The 20,801-nt window shown below is 53.5% G+C and carries 15 protein-coding genes; 9 read left to right on the forward strand and 6 right to left on the reverse strand.

Translation table 11 applies throughout. The annotated features are described in order from the left end of the window. The first annotated feature begins 9 nt into the window (after window positions 1-9). The 8 genes from PL263_RS03260 to nqrM all read left to right on the forward strand — a co-directional run bounded on the left by PL263_RS03260 (window position 10) and on the right by nqrM (window position 7,030). On the forward strand, window positions 10-642 hold the full coding sequence (locus tag PL263_RS03260; RefSeq protein WP_347568932.1) for a metallophosphoesterase: 633 nt from the start codon (window positions 10-12) through the stop codon (window positions 640-642). A 188-nt stretch (window positions 643-830) separates the two neighbouring features. Continuing rightward, complete coding sequence (locus tag PL263_RS03265; RefSeq protein WP_278211671.1) at window positions 831-2,174, forward strand: Na(+)-translocating NADH-quinone reductase subunit A; 1,344 nt, start codon at window positions 831-833, stop codon at window positions 2,172-2,174. Further along, window positions 2,175-3,374: an NADH:ubiquinone reductase (Na(+)-transporting) subunit B gene (locus tag PL263_RS03270; protein ID WP_278211672.1), complete on the forward strand. Its 1,200-nt coding sequence runs from the start codon at window positions 2,175-2,177 to the stop codon at window positions 3,372-3,374. Beyond that, the gene (locus tag PL263_RS03275) at window positions 3,367-4,227 is read left to right on the forward strand and encodes a Na(+)-translocating NADH-quinone reductase subunit C (protein WP_140913989.1); all 861 of its coding nucleotides are present in this window, start codon (window positions 3,367-3,369) and stop codon (window positions 4,225-4,227) included. The genes PL263_RS03270 and PL263_RS03275 overlap by 8 nt, the downstream gene beginning before the upstream one ends. A gap of 8 nt (window positions 4,228-4,235) precedes the next feature. Next, window positions 4,236-4,904: an NADH:ubiquinone reductase (Na(+)-transporting) subunit D gene (locus PL263_RS03280; protein ID WP_054759006.1), complete on the forward strand. Its 669-nt coding sequence runs from the start codon at window positions 4,236-4,238 to the stop codon at window positions 4,902-4,904. Then, window positions 4,904-5,512 carry an NADH:ubiquinone reductase (Na(+)-transporting) subunit E gene (gene nqrE / locus PL263_RS03285; RefSeq protein WP_140913990.1) on the forward strand — a complete coding sequence of 203 codons (609 nt, stop codon included), beginning with the start codon at window positions 4,904-4,906 and terminating at the stop codon, window positions 5,510-5,512. The genes PL263_RS03280 and nqrE overlap by 1 nt, the downstream gene beginning before the upstream one ends. Before the next feature lie 12 nt (window positions 5,513-5,524). Continuing rightward, entirely contained in the window at window positions 5,525-6,745 is a 1,221-nt protein-coding gene (nqrF, locus tag PL263_RS03290) for an NADH:ubiquinone reductase (Na(+)-transporting) subunit F (RefSeq protein ID WP_140913991.1), read from the forward strand. Window positions 6,746-6,835: 90 nt separating this feature from the next. Continuing rightward, on the forward strand, window positions 6,836-7,030 hold the full coding sequence (gene nqrM, locus PL263_RS03295; RefSeq protein ID WP_140913992.1) for a (Na+)-NQR maturation NqrM: 195 nt from the start codon (window positions 6,836-6,838) through the stop codon (window positions 7,028-7,030). Between the two features lie 35 nt (window positions 7,031-7,065). On the opposite strand, the gene PL263_RS03300 is transcribed toward nqrM, so the two are convergent. The 4 genes from PL263_RS03300 to PL263_RS03315 all read right to left on the reverse strand — a co-directional run bounded on the left by PL263_RS03300 (window position 7,066) and on the right by PL263_RS03315 (window position 15,661). Further along, window positions 7,066-7,635 (reverse strand): alpha-ketoglutarate-dependent dioxygenase AlkB, encoded by a 570-nt coding sequence (locus PL263_RS03300; protein WP_278211673.1) that lies wholly within the window; start codon window positions 7,633-7,635, stop codon window positions 7,066-7,068. 6 nt (window positions 7,636-7,641) lie between these two features. After that, window positions 7,642-8,034 carry a hemerythrin family protein gene (locus PL263_RS03305; protein ID WP_278211674.1) on the reverse strand — a complete coding sequence of 131 codons (393 nt, stop codon included), beginning with the start codon at window positions 8,032-8,034 and terminating at the stop codon, window positions 7,642-7,644. A gap of 292 nt (window positions 8,035-8,326) precedes the next feature. Beyond that, complete coding sequence (locus tag PL263_RS03310; RefSeq protein ID WP_278211675.1) at window positions 8,327-10,069, reverse strand: sulfite reductase flavoprotein subunit alpha; 1,743 nt, start codon at window positions 10,067-10,069, stop codon at window positions 8,327-8,329. 108 nt (window positions 10,070-10,177) lie between these two features. Next, entirely contained in the window at window positions 10,178-15,661 is a 5,484-nt protein-coding gene (locus PL263_RS03315; RefSeq protein ID WP_278211676.1) for a glutamate synthase-related protein, read from the reverse strand. 249 nt (window positions 15,662-15,910) lie between these two features. Between PL263_RS03315 and PL263_RS03320 the strand changes: the two genes are divergently transcribed. Then, window positions 15,911-17,131, forward strand: coding sequence for an FAD-dependent monooxygenase (locus PL263_RS03320; RefSeq protein WP_278211677.1), 1,221 nt, complete (start codon window positions 15,911-15,913; stop codon window positions 17,129-17,131). A 6-nt stretch (window positions 17,132-17,137) separates the two neighbouring features. Here the strand turns inward: PL263_RS03320 and glnD are convergent, their stop codons facing one another. Together glnD and map are read right to left on the reverse strand one after the other, a co-directional pair. Continuing rightward, window positions 17,138-19,783, reverse strand: coding sequence for a [protein-PII] uridylyltransferase (gene glnD, locus PL263_RS03325; RefSeq protein ID WP_278211678.1), 2,646 nt, complete (start codon window positions 19,781-19,783; stop codon window positions 17,138-17,140). Further along, a complete protein-coding gene (gene map / locus PL263_RS03330; protein WP_278211679.1) occupies window positions 19,780-20,544 on the reverse strand; it encodes a type I methionyl aminopeptidase in 765 nt (254 codons plus the stop codon). The genes glnD and map overlap by 4 nt, the downstream gene beginning before the upstream one ends. Between the last annotated feature and the right edge of the window lie 257 nt (window positions 20,545-20,801).

Here is a 20,801-nt window from a genome sequence, read left to right on the forward strand (position 1 = left end):
GCGACATCGGTGTTTTTCAGTCAAGGCGTGGAATGGTTGAAGGCAATAGGCAAACCCGTAATTTACGTTGCCGGTAATCATGAGTTTTACGGCTACGAGTACCGGCAAACGCTGGAGATGCTGCGGGAGCAGTGCGCCAACACCCAAATTCGGTTTCTGGAAAAGGGGCAGTTCGTGTTTCAGGGGGTGCGTTTTTTAGGGTGCACCCTGTGGAGCGATTTGTTCGTCGACGGTTTGGACAAGGCCGAGGCGCTTGGTCGATCGTTGAACGATTTTCGCAAGATTATGTTCGGCGACCAAGCGTTTCGACCGGAGCAATTCGTCGAATTGCACCGGGAATCGCGTCTTTGGCTGGAGCAGCGGCTGGCTGAACCTTATCCCGGAAGAACAGTGGTAGTGACTCACCATGCGCCGACCGAATGGAGTTGGATCGATTCGCCGAACGTGATCAAAAAAATCGCCTATTGCAACGACCTGAAGCCGCTGTTCCATGAGTACGAAATTGCCGCCTGGTTTCACGGGCATGTGCACAATTTGGGCGACTATCGGATCGCCGACGCCCGGATTTTGAGCAATACCCGCGGGTATTTGGGGCGGAAAACCGTCGCCGGTTTCGACATCAATAAGGTCGTGGAAATTTGATTCCGGCAATCATTTTTCAGACGGTTTGGCAAGCGGCTTTTCCTGGCTTGCGGCTCGGGATTTATCGTTGAGAAAGCCGATAACTTGTGATGTAATGGCAAGGTTTTAAGTTTTCAACTGCTCTCGAGGAATGCTGTGTCCAAGGGGGCTTTTTGCTGAAATTTGTCTGGAGAGCAGGCGTATTAACTATGCAATTTACACTAAAGAAAGGTTTGGATTTGCCCATTACGGGTAAGCCCGAACAGCAAATAAGCGAGGGTAACGCCGTCAAATCGGTCGCGCTGTTGGGCGACGATTACGTCGGGCTGAAGCCGAAAATGCTGGTCGCGGAAGGGGACAAGGTGAAAGTGGGCCAAGCTCTGTTCGTGGATAAGCAAAATCCCAGCGTAAATTTCACTTCGCCCGGGGCGGGCGTGGTCAAAGCCATCAACCGTGGTGATCGGCGGGTGCTGCAATCGGTGGTGATCGAGTTGAAAGGCGACCAGCACGAAAGGTTCAGCAAGTATGCCGAGTCCGAGTTGGCCGGATTGTCTGCCGAACAAATCAAGCAGAATCTGCAAGCATCAGGCTTGTGGACGTCTTTCGTGACTCGTCCTTACGGCAAAGTCCCGGCGGCCGATTCGACGCCGAGTTCTATCTTCGTCACCGCAATCGATACCCGTCCTTTAGCAGCCGATCCGGCGGTAGTTATAGCCGACAGAGCCGGCGATTTCGCCAACGGTTTGACCGTGATTTCGAAACTGGCCGGCAAGACCTATTTGTGTAAAGCGGCCGGCGCCAACATTTCTGCAGTTGCCGGCGTGCAGACCGCTGAGTTTGCCGGCCCGCATCCCGCCGGTTTGCCCAGCACGCACATCCATTTCATCGACCCGGTCAATGTCCACAAATTCGTGTGGCACATCGATTATCAGGCTGTGATTGCTATCGGTGCTCTGTTCACTACTGGTCAGCTGAACGTCGAGCGCGTTGTGTCTCTGGCCGGTCCGACGGTTAAAAAGCCCCGCTTGGTCAAGACCCGAGTTGGCGCTAACTTGTTGGAGCTGGCGGCTGGCGAGTTGGAAGACGGCGAGAATCGCGTCATTTCCGGTTCCGTGCTTTACGGGCACGAAGCTGCCGGGCCGTTTGCCTATCTGAGTACTTATGCACTGCAGGTTTCCGCACTGAAAGAAGGCCGCGACCGCGAGTTTTTTGGTTGGATCGTACCGGGCAAAGACAAATATTCGGCTTTGAACGTTTATGTGTCATCCAAAGATCGTGAATCCGGACGCCTGTTTCCACTGACTACCGATAAAAACGGTAGTAACCGGGCCATTGTCCCGGTCGGAATTTACGAATCCGTCATGCCTCTGGATATTCTGCCGACACCGTTGTTGAAAGCGATTGTCGTCGGCGATACCGATACTGCGCAAGCCCTGGGCTGTTTGGAATTGAACGAGGAAGACGTCTCCCTGTTCACTTTCGTCGATCCCGGTAAACACGATTTTGCGCCGGTGCTCAGAGCAAATTTAACCAAAATCGAGAAGGAAGGATAAATGTCGGCTAGAGACTTATTAGATAGCATAGAGCCGCATTTTACAAAAGGCGGCAAATTCGAAAAGTATTACGGCCTGTACGAGATGGTCGATACTTTCATGTATACCCCGTCCGATGTAACGCGCGGTACTACTCATGTCCGGGACGGTAACGACCTGAAGCGGACGATGACTTTCGTCGTCATCGCCACGGCGTTCTGCATTTTGATGGCTTGGTATAACACCGGCTTTCAAGCCAATCTGGCGATGCAGAAAATCGGCGCAACCGATATCGACGGCTGGCGTAGCATTCCGATGGCTTTGTTCGGCTACAACCCTTACAACCCGTTTTCGTGCCTGGTGCACGGTATGTTGTATTTCTTCCCGGTCTATATCGTCACGTTGGCGGTTGGGGGCTTCTGGGAAGTGTTGTTCGCCACCGTACGTAAACACGAAGTCAACGAAGGCTTCCTGGTCTCGTCAATGCTGTATACCTTGATCCTGCCGGCCAGTATTCCGCTGTGGCAAGTGGCCTTGGGCATTTCGTTCGGTATCGTGTTGGGTAAAGAGGTATTCGGCGGTACCGGTAAAAACTTCCTGAATCCGGCGCTGACCGGCCGTGCTTTCCTGTTTTTCGCCTATCCTGCTTCAATCTCCGGCGATTCGGTCTGGGTTGCGGTTGACGGCTATAGTGGTGCGACAGCATTGTCTCTGGCTTCGGCCGGCGGTTTGGACGCCATCACCGGTAGCTTCGGTTGGTTTCAGTCTTTCCTGGGCTTCATCCCCGGATCGATGGGCGAAACGTCGACTTTGGCTTGTCTGTTGGGCGCTGCGTTCCTGTTGTATACCCGCGTCGCTTCTTACCGCATCATGGCCGGCGTCATGATCGGCATGATCGGCATGTCGACCTTGTTGAACGTGATCGGCAGCGACACCAATCCAATGTTCGCGATTCCTTGGTACTGGCACATGGTATTGGGCGGTTTTGCCTTCGGTACCGTCTATATGGCTACTGATCCGGTTTCTGCAGCCAATACCGATATCGGTCGCTGGATCTACGGCGTGCTGATCGGCGTCATGATCATCATTATCCGCGTAATCAACCCGGCCTTTCCGGAAGGCGTCATGCTGGCGATTCTGTTCTCCAATATGTTCGCACCATTGATTGATTATTTTGTGATTCAAGCGAATATCAGAAGAAGGATCAAACGTCATGCCTAATGCCGAAAACAAGACCAATAACTTTAACGAGCAGTTGTGTAAGTACTACGCGCAGTTCCGGGTTTATGCCGACCGCATCCTGGCATTAAGCAACGATAGTCTGGAAAAAACGGTTAACGTCGCGCTGGCGCTGTGTTTGGTCTGCGCGGTTTTGGTATCGATAGCCACCGTGGCGTTGCGGCCTTTGCAGTCCCATAACAAGGCCCTGGACATGAAGAAGAATATTCTGGATGTTGCAGGCTTGCTGGAAGACGGTACCGATATCGACCAAGCTTTCAGAGAACGGATCGAAGCCAAATTGGTCGACATTGCGACCGGCGAATACGTGGACGGTAACGTCGACGAATACGACCAACGCAAAGCTGCCAAGGATCCTGCGCAAAACGAAGTGATTCCGCCGGAAAAAGACATCGCCAGCATCCGTACCAAAGCCAAGTTGGCTAAGGTATTCCTGGTCAAGAACGGCGATAAGTTGCAATCCATTATTTTGCCGATCAACGGTTACGGTTTGTGGTCGACCATGTACGGTTTCCTCGCTTTGGATGCCGACGGCCAAACCGTGCAAAGCATCAACCTGTACGACCAAGGCGAAACTCCGGGTCTGGGCGGCGAAGTGGTCAACCCGAACTGGCGTGCGCTGTGGAAAGGCAAGAAAGTTTACGGTGACAGTGGCGAAGTGGCTTTGACCTTGGTTAAAGGCACGGTAGACAATAGCCGTCCGGATGCTGCGACCAAGGTCGACGGTTTGGCCGGTGCGACTTTGACCAGCCGCGGCGTCAGCAATCTGATCCTGTACTGGATGGGGCCGGAAGGTTTTGCGCCTTACCTGAACAAAATCAAAGCAAACGGTTAGGAGTCGTCATGGACAAAGAAACCAAAAAAGTATTATTTGAACCGTTGGTCGATAACAACCCCATCACCTTGCAGGTGTTGGGGGTTTGCTCGGCGTTGGCGGTGACCTCGCAAATGTCGACCTCGTTGATCATGGCGTTGGCTTTGACTTCGGTTACAGCCTGCTCGAGTGCGGCGATTAGTGCCGTGCGCCAGCACACGCCGAGCAGCATCCGGATTATCGTGCAGATGATCATCATCGCTTCGCTGGTAATCGTGGTCGACCAGTTGCTGAAAGCCTTCGCGTTCGATGTCAGCAAAAAACTGTCGGTATTCGTCGGTTTGATCATCACCAACTGTATCGTGATGGGTCGCGCCGAAGCGTACGCGATGAAAAATCCGCCGCTGCAAAGCTTTATCGATGGTATCGGTAACGGCGCCGGCTACAGCTTGATTCTGATTCTGGTGGCGCTGGTGCGCGAAACTCTGGGATCGGGCAAGTTGTTGGGCATCGAAATTCTGCCGCTGGTCAAAGACGGCGGCTGGTACGTGCCGAACGGCTTGATGCTGTTGCCGCCCAGCGCTTTCTTCGTTATCGGCTTGATTATTTGGGCCTTCCGTACCTGGAAACCCAAACAAGTCGAACACAATGAGTTCAAAATCATGGCTATTGCTCACGGTGAAGGAGGGCATCACTAATGGACGCCTATATCGCATTATTTGTTAAAGCGGTTTTCATTGAAAACCTGGCTCTGTCGTTCTTCCTGGGCATGTGTACCTTCTTGGCCGTGTCCAAGAAGATAGCCACCGCCATGGGTTTGGGCATTGCGGTAATGGTCGTGCAAACCTTGACCGTACCGGCCAACCAGTTCATCTATCAAACTTTGTTGAAAGAAGATGCCTTGGCTTGGCTGGGTATCACCGGCGTGGATTTGAGCTTTTTGAGCTTGCTGAGCTGTATCGGTATGATCGCCGCGATCGTGCAAATTCTGGAAATGTTCCTGGATAAGTTCGTACCGGCTTTGTACAACGCGCTGGGTATCTTCCTGCCTTTGATTACCGTTAACTGCGCTATTCTGGCCGGTAGTTTGTTCATGATCGAACGCGACTACAATTTCGGCGAGAGTGTGGTTTACGGTATCGGTTCCGGTTTTGGTTGGGCGTTGGCTATCACTTTGATGGCCGGTGTTCGCGAGAAACTGAAATACAGCGATGTGCCTGCCGCGCTGCAAGGCCTGGGCATCACCTTCATCACAGCAGGCTTGATGTCCTTGGGCTTCATGGCTTTCTCTGGAATTCAATTGTAAAAGGGTATCGTAATGCTAGAAATTGCATTAGGTGTTATTTTCTTCACGGCAATCGTGATTGCGCTGGTGTTCCTGATCATCGGCGCGAAAAACAAACTGGTGGCCGCCGGGGATGTGGAAATTCTGATCAACAACGAGAAGAAGATTCACGTGCCGGCCGGTTCCAAATTATTGAATGCGTTGTCAGACAACCAGTTATTCGTATCGTCGGCTTGTGGCGGTGGCGGTTCTTGTGGTCAGTGCAAGGTAAAAGTGCATAGCGGCGGTGGCGATATTCTGCCAACTGAGCTGTCGCACATCACCAAGCGCGAAGCGGCCCACGGCGAGCGCCTGGCTTGTCAGGTCGCGGTGAAAACCAATATGGCAGTCGAGGTAGAAGACAGCGTATTCGGCGTCAAAAAGTGGCTTTGCACCGTGAAATCTAACGACAACGTCGCGACCTTCATTAAGGAACTGGTATTGCAATTGCCGGAAGGCGAAGCGATCAACTATCGCGCCGGCGGCTACATTCAAATCGAGTGTCCGCCGCACGTTTCCAAATATGCGGATATGGATGTTGCTGACGAGTACCGGCCGGATTGGGATAAATTCAATCTGTGGCGCTATGTGTCGGATGTAAAAGAACCGACTTTGCGCGCCTACTCGATGGCTTCCTATCCGGAAGAGAAGGAAATTATGCTGAACGTGCGTATCGCCACGCCGCCGCCAAGTGCGCCGGAAGGCGTGCCGCCCGGCATCATGTCTTCGTTCATCTTCAACCTGAAACCGGGCGACCAAGTTTGGGTATCGGGTCCGTACGGCGAATTTTTCGCCAAAGATACCGACGCCGAAATGGTCTTCATCGGCGGCGGTGCCGGTATGGCGCCAATGCGTTCGCATATTTTCGATCAATTGCGCAGATTGAAGTCGAAACGCAAAATTACTTTCTGGTACGGTGCGCGTAGCAAACGCGAAATGTTCTACGTTGAAGATTTCGACATGCTGCAAGCCGAGAACGAAAACTTCAAATGGCACGTGGCATTGTCCGATCCGCTGCCGGAAGACAATTGGAAAGGCTATACCGGCTTCATCCACAACGTTCTGTACGAAGAGTTCTTGAAAAACCATCCGGCCCCGGAAGACTGTGAGTATTACATGTGCGGTCCACCGATCATGAACTCCTCGGTGATCAATATGCTGGTGGCTAACGGCGTCGACAGAGAAAACATTTTCTTGGACGATTTCGGCGGCTAACCGCAGCTTGATCGGGTAGACAAAAACGGGGGGCGATTAGGTCGTCCCTCGTTTTTTCGTTTCTAAGGCTTATATAACTGGACAATCGATATGGGTTATTTTCTTGCGACGTTTTTATTCATGCTGGTCGTGATCGCTATCATGGCGGTTGGGGTCATTTTCGGCCGAAACGCGATCAAAGGTTCCTGCGGCGGGACAGGTAACTGTATTTGTACCGAGAAGTGCGATAAAAGAAAGAAGTTTGAGGCTCAACAAGCGCAAGCCGCCCCCGCCGAACATTCTTGAACGGCGATGCGGTTAGCAAAAGCTGGAAGCCCCGGTCAAGGCGAGATAACCTTGCGGAAAGTCAAATTGATTCGGCCGCTGCCAAGTCCGGAATCCGGCGGTAAGCTATGCTGCCAATCGCGTTGAAATTCGGGGTGCATAATCAGTAATGCGCCGTCGGCCAATTTAACCTCGCCTTGCTGATCGAGTTTTTTATGGCGAAACGCAAAGTTGCGCGCCGTACCGAACGTTAAAGAGGCGATAAAGGGTCGCTCTCCCAGTTCCGGCTCGTCGTCGGCGTGCCAGCCCACGTAATCGTTGCCGTCGCGGTAGAGGTTGGCCAATACCGAATTAAACGAAATATTCAGATAAGCTTCTACTCGTTGCCTGATCTCGACTAGAAGCGGCGTCCATGCTCGGGTTTCCAACAGATTGTAACGGTAACTGTAACGAATGCCCGAGTCGGCATGCCAAGTTTGTAAGCGCGGCAGCGCAAAACGGCGTCCGCCGACGGTGTAGACGTTGACCGGCCAATCGTGGTCGAGCATGAAACGCCGGTAAATCTCCTCGCATTCGGCCTTTGCGTAAAACCGCTCGATAATTTGCAGACTGCCGTTCGCATCCATAACAGGCTATGCCTGATATTGCCGAATATAACTCGCCAATTTGCTATCCATCGTCGCTACGTGTACGGCGAACCATCCCGGCAAGCGCTCCCGGACAAAGGCGCGGCCGAACCCGACTAGTCCCTTATCTACTCTGGATTGAAATTGTTTGAATTCGGACAATACTCGTTGATGTTCGCTTTTGTGTTCGCTTTCCGCCGGAAATCCGCATTGTGCCATCAATTGGTTTTCGCGTTCGAAGTGTGCCACCACGTGCTCGTGTAGCAGCCGAAACAGTTGTGCAAACTCGGGGTTGTCTGCCTTATCCAATTGATTGACAAGCTGAATAAACTCGACGTGATCGCCGTCGATCTGGTCGTTTCCGGTTGCGGAAATCGTAGCTTCATCGATTAATGTCATTGTTGATTGTCCGAAGCGAAATATCAGCCTTTGTCTGAAAAAGGCTTGAGTTAGATCAGCAGTAATGATGCCAATGCTGAACATGCCGTAGCGCTGTCCTTATCGTTATCGGAGGCATGTCAAGACCGCTATAGAGGGATATTTATTCGCCTCAAACAGTAGGGTAGGCCAATCGGTTGGAAAAGTAAAAACAGGATGGTTGGCGTACAATCCACCTAGGTAAGTAGAGTTTGCCTAGGTGGATTGTCGAAGGAAAATGTGGAAACCAACCGAGTTGGATTGGTTGGTTCGATCAGTAAACGTCTCTGACGTAACGTTTGTCTTTCTTCAGGCCGTTAACGTATTCAACAGCTTCAACCAAACTCATTTTGCCGTGCTCGCGAATGACGTCGTGCAAGGCTTGATCGACATCCTTTGCCATCCGGTAAGCGTCGCCACAAACGAAAAAATAGCCGCCCTGTTCCAACCAAGCGAACAATTCGGCGCCGTGTTGTTTCATCCGGTCCTGAACATAGATTTTCTCGGCTTGATCGCGGGAGAAAGCCAGATCGAGCTTGGTCAACAGGCCGCTGGCTTGCATCGCTTCGATTTCGTCGCGGTAAATATAATCGGTCGAGGCGTTGCGGTCGCCGAAGAACAGCCAGTTTTTGCCGCTGGCATTGCGGGCTTGGCGTTCTTGCAGGAAGGCTCTGAATGGTGCGATACCGGTACCGGGGCCGACCATGACCATAGGCAGGCTATCGTCGCTCGGAACCCGGAAGTTATTGTTCGGCGTAAAGAAAATTTTAACGTCGCTGGTGCTGTCGGCCAGGTCGGCCAGATAGGTCGAGCAGACGCCTTTGTGATGGCGGCCGTGGGCGTCGTAACGCACGCTGGCCACGGTCAGATGCACGGTGTCCGGAGTCAGTTTGCTGCTGGAAGAGATCGAATAGGCCCGATGTTGAAGCGGTTTTAATAGGCCTAGAAATTCGGCGGCGGAAAATTCGACGGCCGGAAATTGCAATAATAGGTCGAGCGTATCGCGGCCCCACAAATAATCGGATATTTTCTCTTTGTCGCCGGCCTGCAGGATGCCGTTAAGTTCCTGGTCGCCGGAACGCTTCGCGATTTCCTCGACGAATTCTTTGCTTGGAGTTTTGATTTCGAAATGGGTCCGCAGCGCCTCCGATAGTGTCATCAATTCGCCGTTGACCGGCTCGTCTTCGCCGCCGGTGCAGCCCAGGGCTTTGACGATATCGGCAACCAATTGCGGGCAATTGCTAGGTATGACACACATCGCGTCACCGGCTTCGTAACTGAGTCCGGAACCGGCGATGGAGATTTCGTAATGGCGGGTTTCCTTGGACGAGTTTTCGGCTGTCAGCAAGCGGTTGACCATCAATTTGGCCGGGAACGGATTCTTGCGGTTATAAGCCGGTTTGGCTGCGGCGCGATTATCGGTATCCAGCACGGCGACGGTGGCGGCGCCTTCTGCCATCAAGGGGATTACTTCGCTGAGCCACTGCTCGGCGGGGGCCTCGAAATCGACGTCGCAATCGACCCGGTCGAACAAGCGTTGCGCGCCTAATGCAGCCAAGCGCTCGTCCCAATCTTTGCCGGCTTGGCAGAACAAGTCGTAGCTGGTGTCGCCCAACGCCAAGATAGAGTATTTGATGTTTTCCAAACGGGGGGCTGACTCTGCTTTGGCGGCTTCCCAGAGCATTTCGGCGTTATCGGGCATCGCACCTTCGCCATACGTGCTGGTTATGATGAGCAGATATTCCATTTTGGCCAACTGGCCGATATCGATTTCGTCCATGCCTTTGACTACCGGTACCAAACCGTGGCTTTTGGCGCGGTTGGCGGCGTCATGAGCTACACCCTCGGAATTGCCAGTCTGGCTGCCGAACAAAATATGTAAGGTTCTGCTATTGCTCTGGTTGCTGCTATTCGAGTTTTGCACCATATGGCTATGCATGCCGGCAAAAAATCCGCTGAGCCAGGCACGTTGAATATCGGAATAAGGCGCGTTTTCGGGGATAAAAGGTGATTTCATTTCTTTACCAACTTTGGGCCGCACTACGGCGGCCCGTTAAACTATTAATCCAGTTTGGCCGGGTGTTTAATTCATAGCGCGGATGCGCTGTAACCCGACCGGCCAAGGTTATGCGGCTTCAGTTTCCAGCATTTCCTTGACGATGCTCAGGCTTTCCAGGCTGGCCAAATTCTTGTCGATGGTTGGCACGCCCGCCAGCGCTTGGCGGTTGAAGCGGTCCTGCTCGATAATCCAGGCGGTGGAGCCTATTGAATAAATGCTTTGGACGTCGCGCAGTTTCAACGTGGTCTTATAGTCGTTCAAGCGCTTTTCCGCCATCAGCGTCGCCAATTGTTGATCGTCGTATTGGCTGTAGGCCTCGCGAATGTTTTTCACCAATGCGTCTTGCAATTTGCGTGGACGCTCCATCAATAGTTTCTCCGCGTATTTATCGATCAAGCTTTGGGTCAAAGGCATATTGGCTTTGATCAGCTGGTCGCGAGCGATTTGCTGGGCCTTGTCAACCACCGCATAGCTGTTGATCAGTTTCAGCGTCAACTCGCTGTCGGTTTCGCCGTAGCCGGGTATGGCGCCGTTGAACAAAGCATTACCGGTTTTGTGCGCTTGCTTGATCTGTTCGATCTGGTTTTGCGCGAATGCCACCGACAACTCTTCGATCATCGCTTTTCGGTCCAGAGATTTGCTCAAATACTCCGCGGTTTGGGTACGATTCAGCCACAGCGGCAGCGCGAATTTGAAATGTCCGCGTTGTTGTTCCCAATCGGCGAGAATCGCTTTGGCTTTGGTCGAGCCGGTATGCTCGACGTGTTGCTCCAGCATATAACGGATGAACTGTTCGTGGCTGGCTGCGACTTCGCCGCCGTCGGTCAATCGATGGATACTGACCGAGCTGTCGTCGTACAGTTCTTCCAGTCGGTCTTCGGGGTCGTATTGGTAGGCGTTGCCGCCGGACATGCCAGTGCAGAAACCTTTACCGAAACCGCCCAGGTTAAGGACCGCGCCGTTGATCATGTATTCGCAGGCAAAATCGCCGACGCCCTCGACCACCGCCATCGCGCCGGAATTGCGCACCGCGAAGCGGTCGCCGGCCTCGCCTTCGATGAAGGCTTTGCCGCCGGAGGCGCCGAACAAGGCAAAGTTGCCGATCAATACGTTTTCGCCAGGTTTATTCGAGCCGCCGCCGGGTGACTTGATCACGATTACGCCGCCGCAAGCGGTTTTACCGACGCCGTCGTTGCAAGTGCCGGTATGCTCCATGCGCATACCGTCATTATTGAATGCCGCATAACTTTGTCCCGCCGAACCGTGGGTGCGAACAATGACGGTATCGTCCGCCAGATAACGGCGGCCGTGTTGATTGGTGTACACGATTTGGCTGGCGGCGATTTGCTCGGCGCTCATTTCATAGTGCAATAAGCGCTCGATATCGATCGCGGTTTGGCCGCCGACGGTTTTGTTGCGGTTGTTGAGTTTGAACTCGCTGCCCTCGATCACGACTTGCTTGTGGCCTTGTTCGAACAAAGCTGTTTTCACTTGCGCGAAGATCAGATCGTCGATGGTAAAGTCTTTTTCCAGGTATATCGGCTTTTCGACTTTGATTTCCTGTACTTCCGCCAACAGTTTTTGCAGATTCAACTGCCCGATCATGCTCGGATGGTTGATTAAATGCAGCAGCTCGGTTTTACCGCGAATCTCTTTTAGGCTGGTGTAACCCAGGTCGGCCAGAATTTCCCGCACTTCGTGGGCCAGATTCATGAAGAACTGCGCCAACACGCGCGGATCACCTTTGAATTCCTCGTGGGCGGTGGTCAGGCCGGCCGGGCAGCGGATGTTGCAGTTTTTTGCCATCACGCAGCGCAGCATCATCAATGCGGTGGTGCCGAATTCGAACGAGTCGCCGCCGAGGATTGCCGATTTGACCACGTCGGTGCCGTTCTGGTGCGCGGCACTGCAGCGTAACGTGACCTTATCGCGTAATCCGTTCACGGCCAAGGCTTGGTGGACTTCGGCGATACCGATTTCCGGCGAGCGGCCGGTGTTTTTCAAACTGGTGACCGCCGCGGCGCCGGTGCCGCCGGTGTTCCCGGCGACGTTAATGACGTCCGCGCCGGCTTTAGCGACGCCGACGGCGATCGTGCCAATACCTTCGGAGGAAACCAGTTTGACGACGACCCTAACCCGGGCGGCTTTGGCGTCGTGAATCAATTGGCCCAAGTCTTCGATCGAGTACGTGTCGTGGTGGGGTGGCGGGCTAACCAGTTCGACTTTCGGCGTACCGCCGCGCAAGGCTGCGATTTCCACCGAGACTTTCGGCGCCGGCAATTGGCCGCCTTCGCCCGGTTTAGCGCCTTGGCCGATTTTGATTTCGATTTCTTCCAGATTCGGGTCGGCCAAATAACCGGCCCAAACCCCGAAACGGCCGGACGCGAATTGTTTGATTTTGCTGGAGCGAATCGTGCCGAAGCGGCTGGAGTGTTCGCCGCCTTCGCCGGAGTTGCTCATACCGCCGGCAATGTTGGTACCTTGCGCGACCGCTTCGTGGGCCTCGGCCAACAATGCGCCGTGACTCATGGCCCCGGAAGCAAAAGTTGGGGTGATTTCGTGCGCCGGTTGTACCTTCGCTAAGTCCAGCCGCTCGCGGCTGCTGCGGAGGTTGCTCAGGTAAAAATACAGTATGCTGTCGGTATCGTTGATCCGTGCATTTAGGCTGTCGGCTTCGATGGCGACTGAGAAATCCTGGTCGGCGAAACGTGATTTGAGATGTTCCGCCAGTTGTTCCAGCCGAGATTTGTTCGAGTTTTCGGTCAATTCGATTTTGAACACGGCGCCGTTAGTGCGCGAAACTTTCAAGCCGCGGACCAGAAAGTTGTTATTGCCATGCAGGTTTTGGCTGCCGAGCAGGCGATCGAAATCGGCTTGGGTCTCGGCGTCCGCGATATCGACCGGGAATTCCATCACGTCACGCAATGCGGCTGGCCGGTTGGCACGCTCTTGAGCCAGATTGCGAGTAAAGCTGCGATAGGCCGGTGTAATGCCGAAAGTGTCGATTTGCGCCGGCGTACGTTTTTCGTAGCCGAAATCGCGGTAAGCATTATCGCTGGCTTCGTTAGCCTGTTGCTGCGGGATATACAGAATCGGCTCGTCGGTCATCGCGATGTATTCGCGCACCGCAGTATTGCCGAAGGTGTGTCCGGCACCGTCCTGACGTTCTTTGAACAGGCCCAGGAACGGGATATCGTTTTCGCTCTGCACCGACAGAGCCTTATGATGCCATTCGCAGGAACTGGCGGCGATGTCGGCGTAGCGCGCACCGCCGACCGATGAGTTGATGTTCGGGAAATAGGGTTTTAATTTCGGCTCGTCGGTGTCCAGATAGTTGGATTCGAAAAACTCGCCGCCGATGTAACTTTCCACAGTGCAGAGGCCGAATTTGCCCATGGTTTTCATCAGCGATTTTTCGACGCCTTTCTGGAAGTTGTAAAGGGCTTTTTTGCGGCCGGCTTCGTCGGCATATTCGGTCATGACCCGGTTATGCACGCTGAGTGGGCAAATTGCCGAAGCGCCGAAACCCAAAATCGTTGCTACATCGTGCGGACTGGCGGCCTGGCCGGTTTCCATGATGATGGATGAATTGAAGCGCAGGCCCTGTTTGACCAGATGCTGGTTAGCGGCGGCGATCATCAACAAGGCCGGGATCGCTGCGCGGGTTTGGCCGATGTTGGCATCGCTTAGAACAATGATGCCGGTATGGTTGCGCGCGGCTTGCTCGACTTGTTCGCACACAGCCAGGAATGCGTGTTCCAGTGCTTGTTCGTTGCGCGCGGCATCGTCGAAGTCGGGGGTATACAGCATATCCAGGGTCACGGTTTTGACCAAGGTTTGGCGGCGGATTTGTTCCAGTTGCGTACGCTGTAGAATCGGCGATTCGATCATCAACTGTTTGCTGGTCGGCGGTGCGAAGGTCGGTTTGGCACCCAGCGCGACGCGCAGCGTCATGCCGTCGCTTTCCCGCAGCGAATCCAGCGGCGGATTGGTGACCTGAGCGAAGCGCTGGCTGAAATAACGCGACATGCCGCCCTCGGCCGAGCTCAGTGCGTTCGGGGTCAGGCCATAGCCCATCGCCGAGACTTTTTCCAGGCCGGTTTGCAGGATCGGATCCAGCAGGAATTTGAAACTTTCCTGGTTCAGAGAATACGCAGTGTGGCGCTGTTCTGTGTTCAGCGCGTGGTCGCTACCGATCTCGGAAAGTTCCACTTTCGGCAGTTGATCCATGTGCACGCAGCGCTGCGCCAACATCGCCTTGTAATCTTTTTCGCTAGCCAGACGCGCCATGACCTGGTGGCTGTCGTAAGACTCGCCGGTGTTGTGGTCGAAATACAGCATGCCGCCGGCCTCAATCCGGCCTCGGCGCAATACTAGTTCGGGAGGGAAGTCGATTTGGCCGGCTTCCGACATTACGGCCAGATATTCTGCGGTTTCGACCGAACGCAGCGGCCGCAGGCCCAAACGATCCAGGCGGGCGCCGACGCGGGTACCGTCATTGAATATCAGCGCTGCCGGGCCGTCGTTTTTTTCTTCGTACAAGCTGAAATATTCCAGCATGGCGCGAACTTCGTCGGACAGGGTCGGGTCGTTTTCCCAGGCTGGAGGCATCATCGCCAGGATTGCGGTGACGATGTCGAGTTCGTCTTCGTTGATGCGACGGGTTAGGGTTTGATCGAGACGGCCGGAGTCAGACTGGCCGCACGGAAACACGATGTGCTTGTTATTTTGCCGGGCGATGGCGTTTTCGCTCAAGCGGTTTTTCTTGTCGGTGTTCAACTCGCCGTTATGCGCCATATAACGGAAGGGCTGCGCCATCATCGTCGCCGGCGCGGTGTTGGTGGAGAAACGGGTGTGGAAGAACAGCGTGCTGATTTCGTGGTCGGCGTCGTACAGGTCGACGAAGTAAGGGATGACCTCGAACGAATTCAAGCGGCCTTTATACACCTGAGTGCGCGAACTCATGGATAGCGGGTAGAAGCCTTGCAATTCCGGACGATTGAAGCCGTCGGCTTCGATGGCCAGCAGGGCCTGCTGGATGTGTTTTTCGAATGCCTCGTGGCTGGCGTCTTGCAACGACGCCGGCCGGCCGAAAATCAGCTGCTTGATCGGTAGTTGGGCTTTGACCGCGGCAGCGTTCAATACCGAGGTGTCGACCGGCACTTCACGCCATTTCAAAACCGGTAGCTCGAATTCTTTCAGGTGTTCCTCGACCAGTTTTTGCGCTTCGGAGTCGTAATGGGTGTGGTCTTCCGGAAAAAAGAAGTTGGCTACGCCGAATTGGCCCAATATCAAGCTTGGGTTGCCGGTGACTTTGCGGAAAAACTTCAAAGACAGGTCGATATTGACCCCGGCGCCGTCGCCGATGCCCTCGGCGCTCATGCCGCCGCGGTGCGGAATGGTACAGAGTGCTTCGTGCGATTTCAGCAGCAGTTCGTGGGTCTGTTTGCTGTCCTTGCGGGTAATGAAGCCGACCCCGCAACTGTCCTGAGACAAGTCGGCGTCGTAAAGCATGTGTACTGAATTGATTTTCTGGGCGTTTTTAATCATAGCTATCCAGATCCTGTCTACTGATTGATGCGTTACCGGTGTTTTCCTTGCCGAAAACGCTGTTTATGGTTTTTCTGCCTGCTGCGTGTTAGAGTCGTCTCAACGAGCGGGGAAAAACGCGCAATAACTTCCGAATTTCAGTCGGCGAAACTTTCCAATCATACCATGTAGGCCTGTCTCTGTCATTTCGCGCATTTAAACTTGCTGAGTGCGGCTCCAGGCTTCTGTTTTAAAACTTTGTGATCAATTATGAAAGAACAAATCGATGTGGTTATTGTGGGCGGCGGTATGGTCGGTGCCGCGTTAGCATGCAGTTTGGGCGGTAGCCGCTTGAAGGTCGCCGTGTTAGAAGCGCAAACCCCGCAGCCGTTCTCTGCCGATCAGCCGCATGATCTAAGGGTTTCCGCCCTTAGTATCGCCTCGAAAAATATCCTGGAAACCGTCGGCGCTTGGGACGGAGTGACGTCGCGGCGCTTTTGTCCGTTTCGCCGGATGCGCGTCTGGGAAAATTCCGGCGATACTCTGTTCGATAGTACCGATATCAGCTATCCCGAATTAGGTTATATCGTCGAAAATCGGGTTACGCAATTAGCATTACTCGATAGATTGCGTGATTTTGATAATGTGGAGCTATTAATGCCGCAAGCGATCAAAGCCATTCATTATGACGGCGCTCAATCTCGTGTGGTTTTGGAGAATGGTCGGGAGCTGCAAGCTAAGTTGTTGGTCGCGGCCGATGGTGGTCACTCCAGAGTAAGGCAGGCGGTTGGCTTGGGCGTTACCAGTTGGGATTATAACCAGCACGCGCTGGTGATTTACATCGAAACGGCCTATCCGCAACAGGATATTACCTGGCAGCGCTTCGTGTCGTCCGGGCCGCAAGCGTTTCTGCCGTTGACCGGGAATTACGGCTCCATCGTTTGGTACCAATCGCCGGATGAGGTCAGACGCTTACAAGCCCTGCCATTTGAGCGGTTGCAGGCGGAGTTGGTCGCAGCGTTTCCGGATTGTCTTGGCGAAGTGAAACAGGTGCTGGGTGTGGCAAGTTTTCCGTTGCGGCGCCAGCATGCGCAAGCCTACGTCAAACAAGGCGTCGCCTTGGTTGGAGACGCGGCGCATATGATCAATCCGTTGGCGGGGCAGGGGGTCAATATCGGTTTGCTGGATGCTGCGGCTTTAGCTGAGGTGGTGGTCGATGCGCACGGCCGAGGCAAAAACTTTGCCGATGTCTCGGTGCTGCGGCGTTACGAGGCGATGCGGCGTAACGAAAACTTGAAAATGATGACCGTCATGGATGTGTTTTACCGCTCGTTCAGCAACGACATTCTGCCGGTCAAGTTGTTGCGCAATCTCGGCCTGGGTTTGGCTCAGCGCATCACGCCGGCGCGCAATAAAGTCATGAAGGCGGCTATGGGCTTGGAAGGACGTTTGCCAAAATTGGCGCGCGGCCAGCGGCTGTCCGCCGGTTAGTCGTGCTCAGTTTTTCAATTCCAGATACCTGAGCATTGTAGTTCGTAATTGTTGTTTTTTGTTCTCGTCGTCGATCGGACGCGATTGCGGGTCGGTGATGTAGAACATATCCTCGGCGCGACTGCCTATGGTCGTGATCTTAGCGTCGTGCAGCTGGATGTCGAGTTCGGTAAAGGCGCGGCCGATTGTCGATAGTAGGCCGGCGCGGTCGGTTGTCACCAGTTCCACGATTGTGTGTTTGTGCGAAGGATCGTCCAAAAAGGTAATGCTGGTTTCAATTGGGAAATGACGGGCCTGTCGGGATTGTTTGTGGATGTTTTTAGAGGTTTTCACTTTTTTGGCAATCAGTCCTTGGCGTAGTGCATTGCAGATATGGACCTCCCGGTACAGATCGTTGATTGCTTCGCCGGATTGTTCCAGCACCTGAAAGCTGTTCAAAACATACTGGTCGGCGGTGGTGATGATCCGGGCGTCCAGGATGGTCAGGCCTAGTTGGTCAAGGGTTGCCGTGCAGATCGAAAACAATAAGTCTTCGTTGCGGGTATAGACGAATATTTCGGCGCTGCCGCGTTGTGTTTGCGGTCTGAGCAGCACCAGGGGTAGTTCGCTTTCCTGGCAGGCGGCGATCGCGATGGTATGCCAGGCGACCTCGTCGGCAGAGTAGCGTAAAAAATAATCGTCGCTGAGGTGTTGCCAGGAATGTTTAATCGTGGTTTTCGATATACCTAGTTTCAGCAGTTCTTCGCGTGCTTCCTTCTTGTTTTCCTGCACCCGTTCGGAACGGGCTACCGGGTTGTGCAAGCCCCGGTGCAGTGCTTGGTGGGTCGAGATGTAAAGTTCCTTCAGCAGTGCATCTTTCCAGGTGTTCCACAAGCTCGGGTTGGTGGCGCGGATGTCGGCCACGGTCAACAGGTATAAGTAATTCAAATATTCGATGCTGCCGACTTGCAGGGCAAAGGTATGGATCACCTCCGGATCGCTGATGTCTTTGCGTTGGGCGGTCATCGACATCAGCAGGTGGTGGCGCACCAGCCAGGTAATGACTTTGGTGTCGTGGTTGGATAGTTCGTGTTGCAGGCAAAAATTACGCGCCAGAGTTTCGCCCAGCGTGGAATGGTCGCCGCCGCGACCTTTGGCGATGTCATGGAACAATGCTGCCAAATATAGGATGTCGGGTTTGGCAATTAGCAAAAAAATGTTGTTGCAAAAGGGTAGTTCATTGTTGTGCTTGGCCAGTGAGAAGCGGCGCAGATTGCGGATCACGAACAGCGTGTGCTCGTCAACAGTGTAAATATGGAATAAATCGTATTGCATCCGGGCCACGATATTCGCGAAGTCCGGCAGATAAGCTGCCAGCACGCCGTAGCGGTTCATGCGTTTTAGTTGGCTGGTGATGCCGCGCGGCTGGCGTAGGATGTCCATGAACAGGCGGTTAGCCTGTTTGTTGTTGCGAAAATCTTCGTCGATCAATGGCAAATTTTTGCGGATCAGCCGAATCGTGCTGGCGCGAATGCCTTTAAGTGACGGCGATTGCTGCAGGATCAGGAATATTTCGAGTAAAGCCAGTGGCTGTTTTTGAAAAACGTCTTTATTGCTGACTTCCAGGTAGCCGTCTATCGACGAGAAGTTGGCTGTTATTGGAATCGGGGCCAGGCTTTCCTTGTTGCTGATCAGGCGCTCGTTAAGCAATTGCAGCAGCATTTCGTTCAGCCGTTCAATGTCGACCACGGTTTTGAAGTAGAACTGCATGAATTGTTCTACGTCCGGCTGGTCGTTGCGGTCGACGTAGCCGAATTGGCTGGCAAGTTCCCGCTGATAGTCAAATACCAGGCGGTCTTCGCAGCGGTTGGTCAAATTGTGCAAGGCAAACCGCAGTCGCCACAAAATGTCGCGCGCCGTGATCAGGTTGTCGTATTCGGACTTGGGTAGGAAGCCGTATTTGATCAATTCCCTTAGCGACGAGGCATTGTAGTGGCGTTTGAATACCCAGCTAATAACCTGTAAATCGCGCAGCCCGCCTGGACCTTCTTTGATATTCGGTTCCAGGTTGTAAGCCGTATCGTGGTATTTGGCGTACCGTTTTTGTTGCTCCAGCATCTTGGCTGGGAAAAATCGGTCGGAAGGCCATAAGGCATCGGAGCTGACTTTGCCTTTTAGTTTTTCGAAAAGCTCGGTGTTGCCGTCGATCAGGCGCATTTCCAGTAGGCTGGTAAACACGGTTTGATCATCCTGGGCTGCTATGACGCAATCATCGACATCGCGCGTGCTTAAACCCGGTTTCAGGCCGATATCCCACAGAAAATTGCAAAAGCCCGATAGCGAATGTTGGTAATCGGCGGCGTCGGCGTCGGCCAGTAAAACGAGAATGTCGATGTCCGAATGGGGAAACAGTTCGCTACGGCCATAGCCGCCGGTTGCAATGAGTGCGTGTATATCCGCTGCCGGGCCGAGAAAATGTAGCCAGCAGGCGGTAAGGATATTGTCGATGAACCGAGCTTTCTCCGTAAGCAGGCCGGCAGTCGCCTGGTCCGGGTTGAATCGCAGTTTTAAATGGGAGTTTTCCGCGCTAATAGCGTTTTTAAACGCCGTAATCGGGTTTTCATGCTTGAAACAACCTAAAAAGTCGTTTTCCGTGAACGGAAATGGGCTCACAGTTCTTCCTGTCTTAAGGTAAGTATCTCGTAACCTTGGTCGGTCACTAGAATCGTGTGTTCCCATTGGGCCGATAAACTGCGGTCCTTGGTAACGGCAGTCCAGCCGTCGGGCAGGATTTTCATGTGGCGCTTGCCGAGATTGAGCATGGGTTCTATCGTGAATATCATCCCCGGCTCGATCATCGCGCCTTCGCCGCGCTTGCCGAAATGCATGACGTGCGGGTCTTCGTGAAATTTTTTGCCGATGCCGTGGCCGCAGAATTCGCGCACGACCGAATAGCGGTTGGCTTCCGCGTGTTTTTGAATGGCATGGCCGATATCGCCGAAATACGCGCCGGGTTTGACTTGTTCGATGCCTAAAAACAAACTTTCCCGGGTGATGTCCACCAAACGTTTGGCATGCGGACTCACCTCGCCGATGCAGAACATTTTGCTGGTATCGCCATGGTAGCCGTCTTTGATCACGGTGATATCGATATTGACGATATCGCCGTTTTTTAGTTTTTTATCGCTGGGAATGCCGTGGCAGATCTGGTGATTAATCGAAGTGCATATCGATTTCGGAAAGCCCCGGTAATTCAGCGGTGCCGGAATCGCTTTTTGGACGTCGACGATATATTCGTGGCAGATCCGGTCGAGCTCTTCCGTGGCGACGCCGGCGACGACATACGGAGCGATCATGTCCAGCACATCTGCCGCCAATTTGCAGGCAACGCGCATTTTCTCGATTTCGTCGGCGGTTTTGATAATTATGGTCATCGGGTCGGAGAATGGTTTGGATAGCGGGTACAATCGAGCCGGGTTTGCGCCAAAATCGGACTGCCGCCCTGCGAACGATTTGGGGAGTCTATCAGACTTGAAGTTGTTGTGAAATTGTAATCATGGTATAAAGGTAAGTTCACTATGTAATCAATACTCACACTTGTCGACACGGTCGGTGGGGTGCTGGAAACCGTTGGTTTTCGGTCACTGGTCGGGGCGAGTGGAGGCGTAACCCAAAGCCGAATTATTCGGCA

This window comes from Methylomonas sp. EFPC3 (assembly GCF_029643245.1).
Taxonomy (GTDB): Bacteria; Pseudomonadota; Gammaproteobacteria; order Methylococcales; family Methylomonadaceae; genus Methylomonas; species Methylomonas koyamae_B.

Bases quoted from the DNA above. Each gene is read 5' to 3' on its own strand.
- PL263_RS03265 (WP_278211671.1), top strand. From the start codon at position 831: ATGCAATTTACACTAAAGAAAGGTTTGGATTTGCCCATTACGGGTAAG.
- PL263_RS03320 (WP_278211677.1), top strand. From the start codon at position 15,911: ATGAAAGAACAAATCGATGTGGTTATTGTGGGCGGCGGTATGGTCGGT.
- PL263_RS03300 (WP_278211673.1), bottom strand. From the start codon at position 7,635: ATGGATGCGAACGGCAGTCTGCAAATTATCGAGCGGTTTTACGCAAAG.
- PL263_RS03315 (WP_278211676.1), bottom strand. From the start codon at position 15,661: ATGATTAAAAACGCCCAGAAAATCAATTCAGTACACATGCTTTACGAC.
- PL263_RS03310 (WP_278211675.1), bottom strand. From the start codon at position 10,069: ATGAAATCACCTTTTATCCCCGAAAACGCGCCTTATTCCGATATTCAA.
- nqrE (WP_140913990.1), top strand. From the start codon at position 4,904: ATGGACGCCTATATCGCATTATTTGTTAAAGCGGTTTTCATTGAAAAC.
- nqrM (WP_140913992.1), top strand. From the start codon at position 6,836: ATGGGTTATTTTCTTGCGACGTTTTTATTCATGCTGGTCGTGATCGCT.
- PL263_RS03280 (WP_054759006.1), top strand. From the start codon at position 4,236: ATGGACAAAGAAACCAAAAAAGTATTATTTGAACCGTTGGTCGATAAC.
- PL263_RS03305 (WP_278211674.1), bottom strand. From the start codon at position 8,034: ATGACATTAATCGATGAAGCTACGATTTCCGCAACCGGAAACGACCAG.
- PL263_RS03275 (WP_140913989.1), top strand. From the start codon at position 3,367: ATGCCTAATGCCGAAAACAAGACCAATAACTTTAACGAGCAGTTGTGT.
- PL263_RS03270 (WP_278211672.1), top strand. From the start codon at position 2,175: ATGTCGGCTAGAGACTTATTAGATAGCATAGAGCCGCATTTTACAAAA.
- nqrF (WP_140913991.1), top strand. From the start codon at position 5,525: ATGCTAGAAATTGCATTAGGTGTTATTTTCTTCACGGCAATCGTGATT.
- map (WP_278211679.1), bottom strand. From the start codon at position 20,544: ATGACCATAATTATCAAAACCGCCGACGAAATCGAGAAAATGCGCGTT.